This is a genomic window from uncultured Caulobacter sp., assembly GCF_947036865.1.
In the GTDB taxonomy this organism is placed as follows: domain Bacteria; phylum Pseudomonadota; class Alphaproteobacteria; order Caulobacterales; family Caulobacteraceae; genus Caulobacter.
Genome location: NZ_CAMQSF010000002.1, coordinates 190,202 through 208,943, shown reverse-complemented (window position 1 = coordinate 208,943; position 18,742 = coordinate 190,202). Strand labels below are relative to the sequence as shown.

General features: G+C 68.4%; 19 protein-coding genes, 2 tRNA genes and 1 pseudogene. 16 read left to right on the top strand and 6 right to left on the bottom strand.

What is annotated here, in order from left to right:
• The first annotated feature begins 60 nt into the window (after positions 1–60).
• A complete protein-coding gene (locus Q0V34_RS03060) occupies positions 61–735 on the top strand; it encodes a peroxiredoxin-like family protein (RefSeq protein ID WP_297507521.1) in 675 nt (224 codons plus the stop codon).
• Between the two features lie 288 nt (positions 736–1,023).
• On the opposite strand, the gene Q0V34_RS03055 is transcribed toward Q0V34_RS03060, so the two are convergent.
• Positions 1,024–1,983 (bottom strand): complex I NDUFA9 subunit family protein, encoded by a 960-nt coding sequence (locus Q0V34_RS03055; protein WP_297507519.1) that lies wholly within the window; start codon positions 1,981–1,983, stop codon positions 1,024–1,026.
• Between the two features lie 170 nt (positions 1,984–2,153).
• Between Q0V34_RS03055 and Q0V34_RS03050 the strand changes: the two genes are divergently transcribed.
• The 9 genes and pseudogenes from Q0V34_RS03050 to ptsN all read left to right on the top strand — a co-directional run bounded on the left by Q0V34_RS03050 (position 2,154) and on the right by ptsN (position 8,639).
• Positions 2,154–2,240, top strand: a tRNA-Leu gene (locus Q0V34_RS03050).
• Between the two features lie 149 nt (positions 2,241–2,389).
• On the top strand, positions 2,390–3,007 hold the full coding sequence (locus Q0V34_RS03045; RefSeq protein ID WP_297507516.1) for a ribonuclease D: 618 nt from the start codon (positions 2,390–2,392) through the stop codon (positions 3,005–3,007).
• Positions 2,974–3,637: pseudogene (lptC, locus tag Q0V34_RS03040) on the top strand (LPS export ABC transporter periplasmic protein LptC). Before Q0V34_RS03045 ends, lptC begins: the two are co-directional and overlap by 34 nt.
• A gap of 62 nt (positions 3,638–3,699) precedes the next feature.
• A complete protein-coding gene (locus Q0V34_RS03035; protein ID WP_297507739.1) occupies positions 3,700–4,269 on the top strand; it encodes an LptA/OstA family protein in 570 nt (189 codons plus the stop codon).
• Positions 4,270–4,278: 9 nt separating this feature from the next.
• Positions 4,279–5,037, top strand: a complete 759-nt coding sequence (gene lptB / locus Q0V34_RS03030; RefSeq protein WP_291876773.1) for an LPS export ABC transporter ATP-binding protein — start codon at positions 4,279–4,281, stop codon at positions 5,035–5,037.
• 192 nt (positions 5,038–5,229) lie between these two features.
• Positions 5,230–6,729: an RNA polymerase factor sigma-54 gene (rpoN, locus tag Q0V34_RS03025; protein WP_297507512.1), complete on the top strand. Its 1,500-nt coding sequence runs from the start codon at positions 5,230–5,232 to the stop codon at positions 6,727–6,729.
• 44 nt (positions 6,730–6,773) lie between these two features.
• Positions 6,774–7,385 carry an exopolysaccharide biosynthesis protein gene (locus Q0V34_RS03020; RefSeq protein ID WP_297507509.1) on the top strand — a complete coding sequence of 204 codons (612 nt, stop codon included), beginning with the start codon at positions 6,774–6,776 and terminating at the stop codon, positions 7,383–7,385.
• A 73-nt stretch (positions 7,386–7,458) separates the two neighbouring features.
• On the top strand, positions 7,459–8,088 hold the full coding sequence (raiA, locus tag Q0V34_RS03015; RefSeq protein ID WP_297507736.1) for a ribosome-associated translation inhibitor RaiA: 630 nt from the start codon (positions 7,459–7,461) through the stop codon (positions 8,086–8,088).
• Positions 8,089–8,174: 86 nt separating this feature from the next.
• Positions 8,175–8,639: a PTS IIA-like nitrogen regulatory protein PtsN gene (ptsN, locus tag Q0V34_RS03010; protein WP_297507506.1), complete on the top strand. Its 465-nt coding sequence runs from the start codon at positions 8,175–8,177 to the stop codon at positions 8,637–8,639.
• A gap of 26 nt (positions 8,640–8,665) precedes the next feature.
• On the opposite strand, the gene Q0V34_RS03005 is transcribed toward ptsN, so the two are convergent.
• The 4 genes from Q0V34_RS03005 to Q0V34_RS02990 form a co-directional block, all read right to left on the bottom strand.
• Positions 8,666–8,935 carry a DUF1150 family protein gene (locus Q0V34_RS03005; RefSeq protein ID WP_297507504.1) on the bottom strand — a complete coding sequence of 90 codons (270 nt, stop codon included), beginning with the start codon at positions 8,933–8,935 and terminating at the stop codon, positions 8,666–8,668.
• A gap of 118 nt (positions 8,936–9,053) precedes the next feature.
• Positions 9,054–9,482 (bottom strand): Hsp20 family protein, encoded by a 429-nt coding sequence (locus Q0V34_RS03000; RefSeq protein ID WP_297507501.1) that lies wholly within the window; start codon positions 9,480–9,482, stop codon positions 9,054–9,056.
• Between the two features lie 178 nt (positions 9,483–9,660).
• Positions 9,661–9,736, bottom strand: a tRNA-Ala gene (locus tag Q0V34_RS02995).
• Between the two features lie 213 nt (positions 9,737–9,949).
• On the bottom strand, positions 9,950–10,420 hold the full coding sequence (locus tag Q0V34_RS02990; RefSeq protein ID WP_297507498.1) for a TIGR02300 family protein: 471 nt from the start codon (positions 10,418–10,420) through the stop codon (positions 9,950–9,952).
• Between the two features lie 117 nt (positions 10,421–10,537).
• Here Q0V34_RS02990 and aroA point away from each other — a divergent pair, with 117 nt between their 5' ends.
• The 6 genes from aroA (at position 10,538) to mscL (ending at position 17,482) form a co-directional block, all read left to right on the top strand.
• Complete coding sequence (aroA, locus tag Q0V34_RS02985; protein ID WP_297507495.1) at positions 10,538–11,878, top strand: 3-phosphoshikimate 1-carboxyvinyltransferase; 1,341 nt, start codon at positions 10,538–10,540, stop codon at positions 11,876–11,878.
• 127 nt (positions 11,879–12,005) lie between these two features.
• Positions 12,006–12,647, top strand: a complete 642-nt coding sequence (cmk, locus tag Q0V34_RS02980; RefSeq protein WP_297507492.1) for a (d)CMP kinase — start codon at positions 12,006–12,008, stop codon at positions 12,645–12,647.
• Between the two features lie 146 nt (positions 12,648–12,793).
• Positions 12,794–14,503 (top strand): 30S ribosomal protein S1, encoded by a 1,710-nt coding sequence (gene rpsA, locus Q0V34_RS02975; RefSeq protein WP_297507488.1) that lies wholly within the window; start codon positions 12,794–12,796, stop codon positions 14,501–14,503.
• Between the two features lie 120 nt (positions 14,504–14,623).
• Positions 14,624–16,576 carry a DUF3857 domain-containing protein gene (locus Q0V34_RS02970; RefSeq protein WP_297507733.1) on the top strand — a complete coding sequence of 651 codons (1,953 nt, stop codon included), beginning with the start codon at positions 14,624–14,626 and terminating at the stop codon, positions 16,574–16,576.
• A gap of 118 nt (positions 16,577–16,694) precedes the next feature.
• Positions 16,695–16,985 carry an integration host factor subunit beta gene (locus Q0V34_RS02965; RefSeq protein WP_010921415.1) on the top strand — a complete coding sequence of 97 codons (291 nt, stop codon included), beginning with the start codon at positions 16,695–16,697 and terminating at the stop codon, positions 16,983–16,985.
• A 77-nt stretch (positions 16,986–17,062) separates the two neighbouring features.
• On the top strand, positions 17,063–17,482 hold the full coding sequence (gene mscL / locus Q0V34_RS02960) for a large-conductance mechanosensitive channel protein MscL (protein WP_297507478.1): 420 nt from the start codon (positions 17,063–17,065) through the stop codon (positions 17,480–17,482).
• Here the strand turns inward: mscL and Q0V34_RS02955 are convergent.
• The gene (locus Q0V34_RS02955) at positions 17,475–18,707 is read right to left on the bottom strand and encodes an FAD-dependent oxidoreductase (RefSeq protein WP_297507475.1); all 1,233 of its coding nucleotides are present in this window, start codon (positions 18,705–18,707) and stop codon (positions 17,475–17,477) included. The genes mscL and Q0V34_RS02955 overlap by 8 nt on opposite strands.
• Positions 18,708–18,742: the final 35 nt, after the last annotated feature.

Here is an 18,742-nt window from a genome sequence, read left to right as displayed (position 1 = left end):
GACTGATCTTGTCTCCATCGAAACGGCGCTTCCCGCCGAACCCTCGAAAGGAGACCTCCGATGTCGCTGCAAGACCGCCTCGACGCCTTCCGCGCCCAGTTCGAGTCCGGCGCCCCGCCCTACAACGCGCCCCGTGACGCGATCGACCTGATGCACAAGGCCACCGCCGAGCTCGTGGCCACGGGCCAGGCCGAGCGCGCCCTGAAGGCCGGCGATCGCGCGCCGGAATTCGCCCTCGAGGATCCGGACGGCGCCGTCGTCTCGTCGCGCGAGCTGCTGGCCCGGGGGCCGTTGGTGATCAGCTTCTATCGCGGCGTCTGGTGCCCCTACTGCAATCTGGAGCTCCAGGCGCTTCAGGCGGCGCTGCCCTCGATCCAGGCGCAAGGCGCGAGCCTGGTGGCGATCTCGCCCCAGACCCCGGCCAACAGTCGCAAGTCGCAGCGCCAGAACAGCCTCGCCTTCCCGATCCTCAGCGACGCGGGCGGCGAGACCGGCGCGGCCTTCGGCCTGCGCTTCACCCTGCCGGACGACTTGATCGCCCTCTACAAGGCGTTCGGCAACGACCTGCCGCTGATCAACAAGGACCCGTCCTGGACCCTGCCGATGCCGGCGCGGTTCGTGATCGGGACCGACGGGATCATCGCCTATGCCGAGGTCAACGCCGACTACACCCAGCGGCCGGATCCCTCGGAGCTGCTGCCGACCCTGGAGCGGCTGGCCAACCGCGTCGCCTGACGCGCGCCGCCGACAAGGAAAAGGCTGCTTTAGCCCTGAGTGTTGATGGCCTCCTCAGCGCCGTCCTCGCCCTTCGACAGGCTCGGGGTGAGGAAGACCACAGGCGCCGTGGGCACGAAATCCTCATCCCGAGCCTGTCGAAGCATGTCCTCGGGCCGGCGCCGCCGGACCCGGGGGGACGAGGATTTCCATCCGGACCAGCCACCACACTCAACGTGAACACAGCCAAAGAAAAAGCGCCGGACGATCGGTCGTCCGGCGCTTTCGTTCTTGATCGAACCCGTTGGCCTAGAACGCGCCGGCCGGCGTCTCGGCGTACTGGCCGCCCTTGCGGTAGCGGTAGAGATAGGTCGGGACCACGGCCTCGACGGCGGTGGCGCCGACGCCCGCCTCGGCCAGGCCGGGCAGGCCGTGCTCGGCGACATTGTCGCTCTTCAGCATTTCGACCTGGTCGCTGGTCAGCGGCGGCGGCAGGAAGACGGCCACGACGTCGCCGACCTGGCCGATCAGGGCCGCGACCGGGAACGGCAGCGGCAGCAGCGGCCGGGCGCGGCCGGTCTCGACCAGGATCAGCTCGAGGATCTCGCGCATGGTGTAGACGCTGGGGCCGCCCAGCTCGTAGGTCACGCCGACGGCGGCCGGCGAGGCCACGGCCTTGGCGATCACCGCGGCGACGTCGCCGACGAACACCGGCTGGAAGCGCGTCGCGCCGCCGACCAGCGGCAGGACCGGGGCCAGCGCGGCCATCTGGGCGAAGCGGTTGAAGAAGTCGTCCTCGGGACCGAAGACGATCGACGGGCGCACGATCGTCGCGCCGGGGAACGCCGCGCGCACGGCCGCCTCGCCCTCGCCCTTGGTGCGGGCGTATTTGGCGCTGGCGTTGGCGTCCGCGCCGATGGCGCTGACGTGGACCAGATGCTTGAGGCCGGCCTTGGCCGCCGCCTCGGCCACGTGGCGCGCGCCCATCACATGCACCGACTGGAACTTCTGGCGGCCGCTCTCGTAGAGCACGCCCACCAGGTTGACACAGGCCTCGGCGCCGTCGAGGGCGCGCGCGACCGACGCGGGATGACGGACATTGGCCTGGACGACCTCGATCTGGCCGACGTCGCCGAGCATGCGCATCTTGTAGGCGAGGTTGGGCTGACGCACGGCCACCCGCACCCGATGGCCCGCCTTGGCGAGCGCCCGCACGACCTGGCCGCCCACGAAGCCGGAGCCGCCGAACACCGTGACAAGACCCTGCATCTTCATCCCTCGTCGCCCGCGATGACTCCATCGCTATAATCGGGGGGATTAGACGACCGCGCCCCGCTTCGCAACGAAATCACGATTTGTCGTTTTTTCGCTGTTGACGGGGCCGGACGCTTTCCCTAAACGTCCCGGCCTCGCGGCGGCCCCAGTGGTCGCGATCGCGGGCCCAGGTGGCGGAATTGGTAGACGCGCTGGTTTCAGGTACCAGTGGCTTAACGGCCGTGGAGGTTCGAGTCCTCTCCTGGGCACCACCCCTTTACCAAGCCTCGAAAGAGGTCGGGGTGGCGCCGGAAAATCCTCCGGATAGCTAATCCGTTCATCGTGAGTATAAGTGTCGCGCGCTCCTATTCAGGGCGTGGTTCGGCGCGCGCGCCTCCCCTTCACCGGAGATTTCCGAGACTTGGCCAATTTCGTTCACGAGGGCGACCTGCCCGATGGCGTGTTCGCCGGCGCCGGCGTCATCGCGATCGATTCGGAGACCATGGGCCTGCGCCTGGGCCGCGACCCGCTTTGCGTGGTCCAGCTATCCAGCGGCGACGGCGACGCCCACGTGGTGCGGCTGAATCGTCCGTCCTATGACTGTCCGAACCTGAAGGCCCTGCTGACCGATCCGGGCGTCCTGAAGCTTTTTCACTTCGGACGCTTTGATATCGCCATGTTCGAACTCCATCTGGGGGTGGTGACCGCCCCCGTCTACTGCACCAAGATCGCCTCGAAGCTGGCGCGGACCTATACCGACCGTCACGGCCTGAAGGACGTGACGCGCGAACTGCTGGGCGTGGAGCTTTCCAAGGCGCAGCAGTCGTCCGACTGGGGCGCGCCCAGCCTGAGCGCCGACCAGGTCGCCTACGCCGCCTCCGACGTGCTTTATCTGCACGCCCTGCGCGACAAGCTGAACGCCATGCTCGAGCGCGAGGGCCGCATGGCCCACGCCCAGGCCGCCTTCGACTATCTCCCCCACCGCGCCTCGCTGGACCTGGCCGGCTGGGAGGAGATGGACATCTTCGCCCACAGCTGACGGACGCCCATGCACCAGGCCGCGGCCATGACCGGACGAGCGATGAGCGCCGACCTCGCGCGCTGGCGCCGCCGCTCGCGCCGCGTTCTGGCCGCCCGCATCGTGCTGCCGGCCGCCATCGCCGGGCTGCTGGTGGTGATGGTCTCGCAGATTGGCTGGCGCACCTACATGGCCGCGACCCATCCGCCGGCCGAGGCCAGGACCGAGATCCGGCTGATCACCCCGCGCTTCTACGGCCAGTCGACCGAGGGGCGCAGCTTCATGATCACCGCGCGCTCGGCCATCCGCGACGACGCCGATCCGCGCCGCATCATCCTGGACGAACCCGCCCTGACCCTGGACCTGGGCTCGCCGACGCCCACGCGGATGACCGCCAAGCACGGCGTCTATCGCCAGGACACCTTCGGCCTGAACCTGAAGGACGATGTGCGGCTGGATGACGGCGCCGGCTATCGCTTCGCGTCCGAGGAGTCGTTCGTCGACACACGGACCGGAAATGTCACCGGCGAGACAACAATGAACGGCGAAGGTCCCAGCGGACAGGTGCAATCTCGCGCCTACTCCGTATATGACAAGGGCGACCGCATCGTCTTTCGCGGCGGGGTTCGCGCCCGGTTCGAACGGCAGTAAAGAAGATCAATGGCGCGGGCCCGTCTCCAAGACGGGCGGCGACGGATGAGGACATGGTTCTGATGAAGCGATGGATGGCCGCGGCGGCGACCGCGTTGATCCTGTCTGGTTTCGCGGCTGGCGGCGTCGCCCATGCCAGGCAAAGCGACTCCAGCGCGCCGGTCGACGTGTCCGCCGACAGCCAGGAGACGATCAACAGCAAGTGCATCATCATCTTCACGGGCAACGTGGAGATCCTGCAGGATCGCTCCCGCCTGCGGGCCCAGAAGGTGACGATCTACAACGCGCGCAAGGCGACCGCGGACAACGCCAACGCCTGCGGTAACGCCCAAAGGATGGAGGCCGACGGCCGGGTCTACGTGGTCAGCGATCAGCAGATCGCGACGGGCGACCACGCGGTCTACACCTATGCCGACACCACCGCCGTGCTGACCGGCGACGTGGTGCTGGTCAAGGGCAAGGACGTCGCCCGGGGCGATCGCCTGGTCGTCAACACCAAGACCAACGACGCCCGACTGGAGTCCAACGCGCCCGGGCGCGCGGCCAAGCGCCGCGTGCGCGCGGTGTTCTACCAGGAAGACGAGAAGAAGACCGACGCGCCGGCGGCCGCCGCCCAGCCCGCCCAGCGCTAGGACCCGTCCATGACCCTGACCTCCAACGACATGGACGGCCTGTTCGTCGATTCCGTGGGCAAGTCGTTCGGCGACCGTCCGGTCGTCAAGAACGTGTCGCTGCGCCTCAAGCGCGGCGAGGTCGCCGGCCTCCTGGGCCCGAACGGCGCCGGCAAGACGACCTGCTTCTACATGGTCACCGGCCTGATCGCCGCCGACTATGGCGCGATCTATCTGGACGGCGAGAACATCACCGCCCAGCCGATGTTCCAGCGCGCCCGCCTGGGCGTCGGCTATCTGCCGCAGGAAGCCTCGATCTTCCGGGGCATGACGGTCGAGCAGAACGTCATGGCCGTGGTCGAGATGCGCCAGAAGGACCCGCGCAAGGCGCGCGAGCAGGTCACCTCGATCCTGGAAGAACTGCGCATCACCCACATCCGCAAGTCGCCGGCCGTGGCGCTGTCGGGCGGCGAGCGTCGCCGTGTCGAAATCGCCCGCGCTCTGGCCAGCGAGCCGTCGTTCATGCTGCTGGACGAGCCGTTCGCCGGCATCGACCCGCTGGCGATCGCCGACATCCGCGAGGTGGTGGGCTATCTGAAGGGTCGGGGCATCGGCATTCTGATCACCGACCACAATGTCCGCGAGACGCTGGACATCATCGACCGCGCCTCGATCATCCACGCCGGCGAGGTCTTGTTCGAGGGCTCGCCGCGCGAGATCGTCGACAACCCGGAAGTTAAGCGCGTCTATCTCGGCGACAGCTTTTCCGAACCCCGTCTCGGGGACTAGGCCAAGGTCGGCGCGTGGCGAGACGCGCCGAGCCTCTATTTCAAATACTTGATTTAAAAGCATTATTGAGTCCGTACGGACGTCGACGGGACGGAAGGTCGCACCGGCCCGATAATTGCAGGCGTTGGCGTCCCGTTAACCAGAAGCACCCTTCAATGGCGCTCGAAGTTTTTCGTTCGTCAGGAGGGCGCATTGGCGCTCAGCCACCGACTGGAGCTCCGGCAAGGCCAGGGCCTCGTCATCACCCCGCAACTGCAGCAGGCCATCAAGCTGCTGCAGCTGTCGAACATCGAGCTCGACGCCTTCGTCGAAGCCGAGCTGGAGCGCAACCCGCTCCTGCAGCGGGACGAGGGCGACCACGAGCCGGCGGGCGAGGTCGAGGCGGTCCGTGATGCGAGCCTGACCCAGGTCGACGCCGTGGCCGACACGACGGCCGGGCGGGAAATGGACGCTCCCACCGACGACGTCTCGCCCGGCGAGCGGGCCACCGGCGACGGCGCCGATCCCGCCGCCGAACACGCCGGCGGCCAGATCGACTGGTCGCGCGCGGGCGGCGGCGGCGCGTTCGACGGCGACGACGGCTATGAGCGCGCCCTGACCGACACGCCGACCCTGGCCGCGCATCTGCGCGCGCAGCTGGTCCAGGCGGCGCTGTCGCCGGCGCGCCACGCCATCGCCGAGATCCTGATCGACGCGGTCGACGAGGGCGGCTACCTGCGGCTGGACATCGGCGAGCTGGCCGAACGCCTGGGCTGCCCGCTGGCGACGGTCGAGGCGACCCTGGCGACCCTGCAGGGCTTCGAGCCGGTCGGCGTCTTCGCCCGCGACGTCCGCGAATGCCTGGCCCTGCAGTTGAAGGACCTCAACCGCTACGACCCGGCCATGGCCGCGCTGCTCGACCATCTGGAGCTGCTGGCCAAGCGCGACCTGACGTCCCTGCGCCGGATCTGCGGCGTCGACGACGAGGACCTGCGCGACATGATCGCCGAGGTTCGCGCGCTGAACCCGCGTCCCGGCGCGGCCTATCACAGCGAGCCGGCCGAGACCCTGGTCCCCGACGTGATGGTCCGCGAGGGCCTGGGCGGCATGTGGCACGTCGAACTCAACACCGACACCCTGCCCCGCGTGCTGGTCGACCAGCGCTATCACGCCCGCGTCGCCAAGGGCGCGCGCAGCGACCAGGAAAAGACCTTCGTCGCCGACTGCATGGCCTCGGCCAACTGGCTGGTCAAAAGCCTCGACCAGCGGGCCAAGACCATCCTGAAGGTCGCCAGCGAGATCGTGCGCCAGCAGGACGGCTTTCTGGCCTTCGGCGTCGAGCACCTGCGGCCGCTGAACCTGAAGACGGTCGCCGACGCCATCGGCATGCACGAGAGCACGGTCAGCCGCGTCACCTCCAACAAGTACATCGCCACCCCGCGCGGCGTGTTCGAGCTGAAGTTCTTCTTCACCTCGGCCATTCAGTCCTCGGAAGGCGGCGAGGCCCATTCGGCCGCCAGCGTCCGCCACAAGATCAAGGGCCTGGTCGACGCCGAGAAGTGCGAGGCCGACGTCCACTCCGACGACCGCATCGTCGAGATCCTGAAGGCCGCCGGAGTCGACATCGCGCGGCGCACCGTGGCCAAGTATCGCGAGGCGATGCGCATTCCCTCCTCCGTGGAGCGCCGTCGCCTGATGAAGGAAGCGGTCTGAGATCGTAACGCGTCCCCGCGCGTTCCGCTGACCGGGTAGGTTCGATGACCGAGAGATCGCTCGCCGACATCATCGAGGGGTTCGGCGAGGACAGCCGGCCCATCCTCACCGTGGGCGAAATGCTCGAGGCGTTCGAAAGCCGCGCCTTCGGGGCGATGCTGCTGGTCTTCGGCCTGCTCAACACCCTGCCGCTGCCGCCGGGCTCGTCGACCATTCTGTCGCTGCCGATCCTGTTCCTGGCGCCGCAGATCGCGCTCGGGGCCGAGACGCCGTGGCTGCCGCGTCGCCTGATCGAGAAGCCGCTGAAACGGGACGACCTGCGCGGGCTCTTCCGGCGGCTGGCGCCGATCGTGCGGGGCATGCAGCTGGTGACGCGTCCGCGCCTGCGGCTATTGTTCGCACCGCTGGGAGAGCGGGCCATCGGCGTGATCTGCACCTTGCTGGCCCTGGTGCTCGTCTTGCCCATTCCGCTGGGCAATCTGGCCCCCGGCGCGACCGTCGCCGTCCTGGCCCTGGCGCTGCTGCAACGCGACGGCGTCCTGGCCCTGCTGGGCTATCTGATGACCCTGGCCAGCGGCGCGCTTCTGCTGGTCGGCGCCCAGGTGGTGATCGTCGCCGCGCGCAAACTTCTGAGCGTCTTTTCCGGCCTGTTGTGAGCGCCTTTCCGCCGTCGCCTTAAGGGGTATGGCGCCGCTTGACACCCGACCGCGACAGGCGCGTTGTATCGGTATGCAAGTCCAAGTCTCCGGCAAGCATGTCGACGTTGGAGAGGCTCTGCGAACGCGAGTCTCCGACGAAATCGCCCTGAGCATTGGCAAGTACTTCGATCGCGGCGGCGACGCCGAGGTCGTGGTCAGTAAGGAGGGCTACGCCTTCCGTGTCGATTGCTCGGTCAAATTGGCCTCGGGTCAGCAACTCATCAGCCATGGCTCCGGCGGCGACGCCCACGCGGCGTTCGACTCGGCCCTGGCCAAGATCGAGACCCGCGTTCGACGATACAAGCGACGGCTGAAGAGCCACTCGCCGGCGGCCACCGCCAAGCAGGTGGAGAACGCCGCCATGTTCGTCCTCCGGGCTCCGGAAGGCGACGATATCGACGAAGATTGGGATGTCGAAACCGACCACCCGACGGGCGCGCCCGCGGCGATGGTCATCGCGGAAACCCAGGCCGCGTTGAAGACCATGACCGTTTCGATGGCTGTCATGGAACTGGACTTGACCGGATACCCGGCAATCGTGTTTAGGAACGCCGCCCACGGCGGCTTGTCCGTGGTCTATCGACGTCCAGACGGAAATATCGGCTGGATCGACCCCGAACGCACGAAGTCGCTGAACGGGCACGGGTCAACCGCGAGCTAACCAGACCCTGTCATGGTCTGGCGCCGTCGCGGCGGATCCGCGGCGACGGCGCCAAGGCGGTCGACAATGAGCGAGCGTTGGAGTCCATGACCATCGGCGATCTTCTCGACCCGGGAGCGGTGGCGCTGCGCGCCGGCGCGCCGGGCAAGCGTCAGGCGCTGTCGCTGGTCGCCGATGTGGCCGCGCGGGTGCTGGGCGTCGACGCCGAAGCGGCGCTCGAAGGCCTGCTGGAGCGCGAGGCGGCGGCCTCCACCGGCGTCGGCAACGGGGTGGCGATCCCGCACGCCCGCCTCGATGGCCTGGATCGGGTTCGCGCCATCGTGGTCAGGCTGGATACGCCGGTGGCGTTCGACGCCCTCGACGACAAGCCCGTCGATCTCCTGATCGCCCTGTTCGCGCCGCGCGACGCCAGCGCTCAGCATCTGCGGGCCCTGGCGCGGGTGGCGCGGATCATGCGTCAGCCGGAAACGCGCCAGGCCGTGCGGCAAGCGCGCTCAAGCGACGCCATCCACGTGCTGCTGACGCAAGAGGCGACCAGCACGGCGGCCTAGCCGCCGAAACCGCTCACACTCTCGCCCTAGTGAACCGAGACGGGCGCCAGTTCGTGCGCCAGCGCCGCGGCGATGGCCGTATCGCGGTCGATCATCACCGCCAGCCGCGCGCCGTCGGCGCGGCACACCGCGTACAGCGTCTGGTCGGGCGAGAGATTGAAATCCTCCACGCCCTCGGGCGCGTCGGCGAGGATCTCGGCGGCCTTGATAGGCCGGACATAGACGAGGTCGGGCGCGCCAAGGGTCGCGAACGCTTCGCTCGTGAAGAGCGGGCTACGATGGGTGTTGGGCGTCATGGTGACCACCTCCTTGATGAGGGAACGCGCCTTGCCACGGCCGGTTCAGCGCCGCGCCGCCAGGGACGGGTTCCGCGCGGCCTTCCGGCCCGCGCTGATATTGGAATGACGCGGCCGACTAGCCGGCCGATCGGATTGGGATCTTCCGGACCAGTCGCTCGGGTTCTGGGCGAGCCAGGTCGATATGCAGCAGGCCGTGCTCGAGCGTGGCGGCCGTGACCTCCATGCCCTCCGCCAGGACGAAGGTGCGCAAGAAGCCGCGCGCGGCGATGCCGCGATGCAGGAAGGCCCGCTCGGCCTCGCCGCGCCCGCCCTCGCTCTCGCGCTTGCCGGCCACCACCAACTGGGCGCCTTCGACGGTCACGTGCAGCTGGTCGGGCGAGAAGCCCGCCACGGCCAGGGTGATACGCACGCCGCCGTGGTCGGCCTGCTCGATATTGTAGGGCGGATAGCTTTCCGAGGCGGCCTTGGCGGCGCGCTCGATCAGGTCTCGGGTGTGCTCGAAGCCCAGCAGGAAGGGGCTGTCGAACAGAAGGGCGCGGGTCATCGCGAAGTCCTCGCTGAAGCGACTTCGTTCGCGGCGACAAACCCGAGGTTCGGCGTCGATCCCCGCGACACGGCTCCAGATGTGGAGGCCGTGGACGGAGGGTTCAAGAGGCGGGAGGTCAGACCGAAAGGAAGGTCCGGAAATGGACAAGGCCCGGACGTTTCCGTCCGGGCCTTGATGGTGGAGCTAAGCGGAGTCGAACCGCTGACCTCTTGAATGCCATTCAAGCACTCTCCCAGCTGAGCTATAGCCCCGAGGTTTTCGAAAGAAACCTTGCGGTAACTCTCGGAAATCCTTGGTCTCTTCGGCGTTTCGACTGGCGCCGCTCCCCGAAGAGGCGCGGAACCTAGTCCGGGATTTTTCCAGGATCAACCCTCTTCTCGATCTTTTTTCGAGAAAATTGTCGCGCCCCTGGAAAGGCCTGTGGATAGCGGGTTTCGCTGGTTCGAAACCCGCTATCGCCGGGATCAGTCGTCGTCGCCCTCGCCCGGGAGGCCTTCGATCTCGTCGTCGAGGATGTCGTCGTCGTCCTCGTCCTCCAGGAACGGAACGTCGTCGGCCTCGTCCTCGGCGAGATCCTCGTCCTCGGCGAAGTCGACGCCCAGGTCGTCGCCGCCCGCCGGCGTCGGCGCGCCCGGATCGGCGTCCTCGTCGTCGGTCTCGACGACATCGGCCTCGGCGGCTTCGTCGATCTCGGGGGTTTCGTCGACCTCGTCCTCGAAGCCGTCCACCTCCTTCGGCGCGACGGCTTCCTTCTCGTCGTCGGCGTCGTAGTCCGGCGTGATCGCGCGGGCGCGGACGCGGCGGGACTTCAGGGCCTCTTCCGGGTCGAACTGCTCGCCGCACTTGGGGCAGACGGCGGGACGACGGTTGAGGTCGTAGAACTTCGATTGGCAGTTGGGGCAGATTTGTTTTGCGCCCAAGTCGGGATTGGCCAAGTGGCGACCCTTTGATCCGGATGGGAAAAGCGGCGGGTCACTTGCCATGGCGAGAGCCCGCTGTCAAAAGCAAACCCCTTCGCGAAAACCACCAAGGTCCAAGGAGCCGGTTTCGGCATGTCGTCGGCTGGATTGAAGAGCGCGCCCGGAGGCGCTCTGCGAGGGATCGTGCGCGCGCCGGGGGACAAGTCCATGTCCCATCGATCGATGATCCTGGGCGCCCTGGCGACCGGAACGACAACCGTCGAGGGCCTGCTTGAAGGCGATGACGTGCTGGCCACCGCCCGGGCGATGGCGGCGTTTGGCGCGCGGGTCGAGCGCGAGGGCGTCGGCCGCTGGCGGATCGAGGGCCAAGGCGGCTTTTCCGAGCCCGCGGACGTCATCGACTGCGGCAACGCCGGCACCGGCGTGCGCCTGATCATGGGCGCGGCGGCCGGCTTTGCGATCTGCTCGACCTTCACCGGCGACCAGTCGCTGCGCGGCCGCCCGATGGGCCGGGTGCTGGAGCCGCTGGCCCGGATGGGCGCGACCTGGATGGGGCGCGACAAGGGGCGTCTGCCGCTGACCCTGAAAGGCGGCGCCCTGCGCGGCCTGACCTATACCCTGCCGATGGCCTCGGCCCAGGTGAAGTCGGCCGTGCTGCTGGCGGGCCTGCACGCCGAGGGCGGCGTCGAGGTGATCGAACCGGAAGCCACCCGCGACCACACCGAGCGCATGCTGCGGGCCTTCGGGGCCGAGGTGCTGGTCGAGGACCGCGTGGCCGGCGGCAAGACCTTCCGCCACATTCGCCTGCCCGAGGGCCAGAAGCTGACCGGAACCCATGTGGCGGTGCCGGGCGACCCGTCCTCGGCGGCCTTCCCGCTGGTAGCGGGCCTGATCGTGCCGGGATCCGAGGTGACGGTCGAGGGCGTGATGCTCAACGAACTCCGCACCGGTCTTTTCACCACCCTGCTCGAGATGGGCGCGGACCTCGTGATCTCGAACCGCCGGATGGCCAGCGGCGAGGAGGTCGGCGACATCACCGCCCGCTATTCCAGGCTCAAGGGCGTGGTCGTGCCGCCCGAGCGCGCGCCGGCGATGATCGACGAATATCCGATCCTGGCCGTGGCGGCCGCCTTCGCCGACGGCCCGACCGTCATGCGCGGCATCGGCGAAATGCGGGTCAAGGAAAGCGATCGCATCGCCCTGACCGCGGCCGGTCTGCAAGCCTGCGGCGTCACGGTCGAGGAAGAGCCCGAGGGCATGACGGTCGTCGGGACCCAGGGCGGCAATCATCCCGTGCGCGGCGGCGGCCTCGTCCACACCCACGGCGACCACCGCATCGCCATGAGCCACCTGGTCCTCGGCCTCGCCGCCGAGCAGGCGGTGGCCGTCGACGAGCCGGGCATGATCGCCACCAGCTTCCCGGGCTTCGTCGACCTGATGCGTGGCCTTGGGGGCGGCCTGACGGAGGCCTGAGGAGCCGGAACCTCGCCCTTCGACAGGCTCAGGGTGAGGTTTCCACGGAACGTTTTTACCGAACAGCCTGTCCCATCGTCCTCACCCTCAGCCTGTCGAAGGGCGAGGACGACGCAAGGAGCCGACCATGGGCTTTGTCATCGCCGTCGACGGCCCCGCCGCCTCGGGCAAGGGCACGATCGCCGGGCGTCTCGCGGCGCTCTACGACTACCCGTTGCTGGACACCGGCCTGCTCTATCGCGCGGTGGGCGTCGCGGTGCTCGACGGGCTCGGCGACCTGGATGATCCGATCGCCGCCGAGGCCGTGGCGCGCGCGCTCGATCTGACGGCCCTCGACCGCGCCGAGGTCCGCACCCGCGCGGCGGGCGAGGCGGCCAGCCGCGTCGCCGTTCACCCGGGCGTCCGCGCGGCCCTGTTCGATCTGCAACGTGATTTCGCCCGGCGCGAGCCGGGGTCGGTGATCGACGGCCGTGACATCGGCACCGTGATCGCGCCAGAGGCGCCGGCCAAGCTCTATGTCACCGCCCGCCCGGAAATCCGCGCCGAGCGCCGCTGGAAGCAGCTGGTCGGCCAGGGCGAGGATGTCGGCTTCCAGGAGATCCTGGCCGATATCCGCAAGCGCGACGAACGCGACGGCGGCCGCAAGGACGCGCCGATGACCCAGGCCGTCGACGCCGTCTTGCTCGACACGTCGGAAATGACTATAGAGCAGGCCTTCGATGCGGCCCGCCGTATCGTCGAGGACGCGCGCGCCCATCACCGGCTCTAGCCGGAGGGTAAATCCACCGCCGGCCTCGCCGCGATCGAGAACATCGCGGGCCCGCTTTCAGAACTCACTTCAATCGGAATCCCGAGAACCGTCTTTCGACGGCGCTCGTTTCAGGGCTTCCCCAAACCTAGAGACCAAAGATCAGCATGGCTGACGATATGAGCTTCAATCCGACGCGCGACGACTTCGAAGCGCTCCTCAACGACTCGATGGGCGGCCGCGACTTCGCGGAAGGCAGCGTCGTCAAAGGCAAGGTCGTCGGGGTCGAAAAGGACTTCGCCATCATCGACGTCGGTCTGAAGACCGAAGGCCGCGTCCAGCTGAAGGAATTCGGCGTCGACGAGAACGGCAAGCCGACCGTCAAGGCGGGCGACACCGTCGAAGTGTTCCTGGAACGCCTCGAAAACGCGATGGGCGAAGCGGTCATTAGCCGCGAGAAGGCCAAGCGCGAAGAAGCCTGGACCCGTCTGGAAGGCGTCTACGCCCGCAACGAACCCGTCATGGGCGCGATCGTCGGCCGCGTGAAGGGCGGCTTCACGGTCGACCTGGGCGGCGCCTCGGCCTTCCTGCCGGGCTCGCAAGTCGACATCCGTCCGGTCCGCGACGTCGGCCCGCTGATGGGCAAGGAACAGCCCTTCGCCATCCTGAAGATGGACCGTCCGCGCGGCAACATCGTCGTCTCGCGCCGCGCCATCCTGGAAGAAGCCCGCGCCGAGCAGCGCACCGAACTGGTGTCGCAGCTGCAAGAGGGTGAAATCCGCGAAGGCGTCGTCAAGAACATCACCGACTACGGCGCGTTCGTCGACCTGGGCGGCATCGACGGCCTGCTGCACGTCACCGACATGAGCTGGAAGCGCGTCAACCACCCGAGCCAGGTGCTCGCCGTGGGCGACACCGTGAAGGTCCAGATCGTCAAGATCAACCCGGACACCCAGCGCATCTCGCTCGGCATGAAGCAGCTGCAGAGCGATCCGTGGGACGGCGTGGAAGCCAAGTACCCGGTCGGCGCCAAGTTCACGGGCCGCATCACCAACATCACCGACTACGGCGCCTTCGTGGAGCTGGAAGCCGGCGTCGAAGGCCTGGTGCACGTCTCGGAAATGTCCTGGACCAAGAAGAACGTCCACCCCGGCAAGATCGTTTCGACCTCGCAGGAAGTCGACGTGGTCGTGCTGGACGTCGATCCCTCCAAGCGCCGCGTTTCGCTGGGCCTGAAGCAAGCCCTGGCCAACCCGTGGGAGGCCTTCCTGGAAGCCCACCCGGTCGGCTCGTCGGTCGAAGGCGAAGTCAAGAACGCGACCGAATTCGGTCTGTTCATCGGCCTCGACAACGACATCGACGGCATGGTGCACCTGTCGGACATCGACTGGAGCGTGCCGGGCGAGGAAGCCATGGCCCGCTACAAGAAGGGCGACATGGTCAAGGCGAAGGTTCTCGACGTCGACGTCGAGAAGGAACGCATCTCGCTGGGCATCAAGCAACTGGCCGGCGACCCGATGTCGGGCGACACCTATCGCAAGAACCAGACCGTGACCGTCACCGTCACGGAAGTCACCTCGGGCGGCATCGAAGTCCGCTTCGGCGAGGACGACGCCCCGATGACCGCCTTCATCCGCAAGTCGGACCTGTCGCGCGATCGTCAGGAGCAGCGTCCGGAACGCTTCGCCGTGGGTGACCGCGTCGACGCCCAGATCACCAACGTGGACAAGGCCGCGCGCCGCGTCTCGCTGTCGATCAAGTCGCTGGAAATGGCCGAGGAAAAGGAAGCCATCGAGCAGTTCGGCTCGTCGGACTCCGGCGCCTCGCTGGGCGACATCCTGGGCGCGGCTCTGCGCGAGCGCGCTCAGAAGGACTAAGCTTCGTCTCCCTCGGAGTCGAAACGACGGCGGCTGGAGCGATCCAGCCGCCGTTTTCTTTTGCGCGAAAGCCTGTCAGAAGGTTCCCCAGGTTGAGTCTGGGGAGAGCGGTTCGTGTCCATGCGTCTGGCGGCGGTCGCCGCGATCTCGGCCCTGGTCCTGGCGGGCGCCGCCCGCGCCGACGACAAGCCGAGCTACGGGCCGCCGCCGAAATGGGTCGAGGTCGCCGACATCCCCGCGCCCCCGACCGATGATCAGGCCCCCTCGACCCAGGTTCTGCTGGACGACAACCAGTCCCTCCACGACGCCACGGGCTCGACCTTCTACAATCGCCGGATCGTCAAGGTCCTGAAGTCCGAGGGCTTGCAAGGCGGCTCTCGCACGGTCACCTGGGATCCGATCCGCGACAAGGTCACGCTGCACACCCTGACCATCGTTCGCGACGGCCAGCGCATCGATCTCCTGAAGCACGGCGAGGACGTGCTGGTCCTGCGTCGCGAGACGAACCTCGAGCGCGCCGCCCTGGACGGACGCATGACGGCCTCGATCCAGATCAAGGACCTGCGGGTCGGCGACGTGATCGACTGGGCCTACACCTACGAGCATCGCGAGGCGCTGCTGGGCGGTCGCACCAGCGACTTCGAACGCATGGGCTGGAGCGGCGTGGCGGGCCGCTACCGCGCGCGGCTGCTGTGGCCCGAGGGCACGCCGCTGACCTGGCGGATGACGACCGCCTTTCCGCAGCCGAAGATCGGCAAGGCCGGCAAGCTCAACGAGCTGGTGGTCGACGTGACCAACGTCCGCACGCCCAAGCCGCCGGTCGGGGCCCCGCTGCGCTACCAGCGGGTGGGCATGCTGGAGGCGACCACCTATTCCGGCTGGGACGACGTTTCGCGCCGCATGGCGCCGCTCTACGCCAAGGCGTCCGAGCTCTCGGCCGACTCGCCGTTGCGGGCCGAGATCGCGGCGATCGCCGCCGCCAGCGCGGATCCCAAGGTCCGGGCCTTCAAGGCTCTGCAGCTGGTCGAGGACAAGACGCGCTACCTGTTCCTGGGCATGGGCGAGGGCGGCTACAAGCCGGCGTCGGTCGACGAGACCTGGGCGCGCCGTTTCGGCGATTGCAAGGGCAAGACGGTCTTGCTGCTGACCCTGCTGCGCGAGCTAGGCGTCGAGGCCGAGCCGGTGCTGGTGTCCACGACGGGCGGCGACGGCCTCGACGAGCGAGTCCCGTCGGCGGCCGTGTTCAACCATGTCATCGTCCGCGCCCGCGTGGGCGGCAAGAGCTATTGGCTCGACGGCACCCGGTCGGGCGATCTCGGCGACCTCGACAGCTTGCGGCCGCCGCCGTTCCGCTGGGCCCTGCCGCTGCGCGCGGCGGGCGCGTCCCTGGAGGAAATCGTCCAGACGCCGCTCTCGCGGCCCGACAACGAGGCGCTGATCCGGCTCGATGCCTCGGCGGGTCTCGACAAGCCGGCGGTCCTGACGATGACCATGACGCTCCGAGGCGATGCCGGCCTGGCCCTGAACCGGGCGATCCGCACCACGCCGCGCGCCGACATGGAGCGCGGGCTCAAGCAGCAGTTCTCGGCGAGCAACAGCTGGATGACCATCGACAAGGTCGACTTCGAGGTCACGCCGGAAGGCGTCAGCAAGCTGATCCTGACCGGCTCGGCCGACCTGGACTGGCGCATGAACGACGATGTCGGCGCACGGGAATTCCGCTTCCCCGGCTCCGGGTCGGGCAAGGCCTCGACGTTCCCCCGCCGCGAGCCGGGTCCGAACGCCGACGCCCCCTACGCCACGGCCTTCCCGGCCTACTCCGTGGCGACGGCCGAGGTGGTGCTTCCGAACAAGGGTCAGGGCTATTCGGTGAAGGGCTCGACCTTCTCGGGCCGCGTCGGCAATCGCGAGGTCGTCGAGACGGCGGAACTGAAGGATGGCGTGGCCCGGTTCGTCGATTCGGCGCGCAGCGTCGGGCGCGAATTGCCGGTCGATCAGGCCGAGGAGGCCAACAAGCTTCTCCGTCGCCTGTCGGGGGAAGCCCAGATCATCCGCGCGCCGAAGGGTTCGTGAACCCTCGCGTTAACCGAACCCCGTTCGAGAATCGCATGCAACCCCTTGAAGACTCAGCCATCGTTGGGCAATGGTCCGCTCGCGCCCTTCTCCTCCCACGGGCGTTCCGGGGATACCGATGATCAAGTCCGAACTCATCGCCAGGCTCGCGAATGAAAATCCGCACCTGACCCAGAAGGATGTCGAGCGCGTCGTCGGCGTGATCCTGGAACGCATGATCGGCGCGCTGGAGGACGGCGGTCGCGTCGAGCTGCGCGGCTTTGGCGCCCTGTCGGTCCGCTCGCGCCCCGCCCGGACCGGCCGCAACCCGCGCACCGGCGAGGCCGTCGACGTCCGCGCCAAGCACGTGCCGTTCTTCAAGAGCGGCAAGGAACTGCGCGCCCGCCTCAACGCCGACGGCGACGAATAAGAACAATTATTTCCAGGGCTTGACCCTGGACGGCGAACACCTTCAGCTTTCTGGCCTGGTTCAGGGAGGGGGTCGCCATGAGCGTCGTCAAGGAATTTCGCGAGTTCATCGCGCGCGGCAATGTCATCGATCTCGCCGTCGGCGTGATCATCGGCGCGGCGTTCAACAGCATCGTCAAGAGCCTGGTCGACCAGGTGATCATGCCGCCGATCGGGCTTCTGACCGGCGGGCTCGACTTCTCCAAGCTGGAATGGGTTCTGCGCCCCGAGAACCCGGCCACCGAGAAGGTCGAGAAGGTGGCGATCCAGTACGGCGCCTTCATCAACACCGTGATCCAGTTCTTCATCGTCGCCGTGGTCGTGTTCCTGCTGGTCAAGCTGGTCAACGAGATCCGGCGCAAGGACGCCGAGGCCCCCGCGCCCGAAGCGCCGCCGGCCCCGACGCCGGAAGAGAAGCTGCTGACCGAGATCCGCGACCTGCTGGCTCGCCCTAAATAAGGCTGGCCACCGCCGCCGCGCCCGCCGCCTGGCCCGTCATCCAGGCGCCGTGGGCCGTGGAGAAGAAATTCGGGCTGCAGGCCTCCCCGGCGAAGAACAGGCGTTGATCGACGGGGGCGGCCAGCACGGCCCGCGCGCCCGCGTGGCCGGGCAGGGCGTGGGAATAGGAGCCGCCGGCGAACGGGTCGCCGGCCCAGGCGGTCTGGGCTATGACGTGAACCTTGCCGCGCACCGCCTCGCCGAAGACGCGGGCCAGGCCATCCACCGCGAAGGCGGCCGCCGCGCCGGAGCCCTCGCCTTCCAGCGACCGCGCGTGGGCGCCGCCCAGGAACACCTCGATCATCGGCCGGCCCAGCGGCCGCAGGTGATAGGCGCCGGTCGCGGTGCTGAGCGGGTCGCTATAGACCTGGGTCTCCGGCGGGAACATGTCCGGCGTGTCGAGGCGCAGGAACACCTTGTCGGCCAGGCCCAGCGGCAAGCCGGCGGCGGCGTCGAGCTTGTCGGGCAGGGCCGGCAGGAACCGCAGCGCCCCGGTGGCCAGGACCGTCGTCGGCACGCAGATGACGGCGGCGCGCGCGGCCACGACGCCGTGGCTCGTCTCCAGCGTCAGGCGCGGACCGTCGTGCCGGACCAGGCTGACCGGGCAGTCGAGCCGGGTCGGCAGTCCGCGCGGCGCCAGGCGCGCGATCGCCGTTCCGTAGCCTTCGGCCACCCGCCAGTTGACCTCGGTGTCCTCGTAGGCGGCGTAGTCGCGCAGCGAGACCTGGTCGAACTCCGCGCCATTATAGAAGGCGCTGAAGGCGTTCAGCAGCGGGGTCCAGCGGCTGCCGGCGTCCATGAGATCGGATACGGGCCGGTCAGGTCCCTCTTCGGCCGCGACCGACTCGATACGGGCGTCCAGAGCCTGGAAGGCGGCCCCGAATTCAGCCCGCCGCGCCGGCGAGAAGACCGGCGTGTCGGCGATATTGGCCCAGGGCGGCGGGGTCTTGTCGATCGTCAGGCCCAGGGCCTCGACGCGGGCGACCAGCGGGTTCTTGTCCGCCGAATGCAGCCACGCGCAGCCCAGATCCATCGGGCCGAGCGCGCTGTGGATCGTATGGGCGCGGCCGCCAAGGCGGTCGCGGGCCTCCAGCAGCAGGCCGGAGAGGCCGCTGGCCTCGACCACCTCGGCGGCGGCCAAGCCCGCGGCGCCGGCGCCCACGATCGCGATGTCGACCTCGTCCATGAGAGCTCAATCGGATCGTGGGGCCTTTTCGTTCC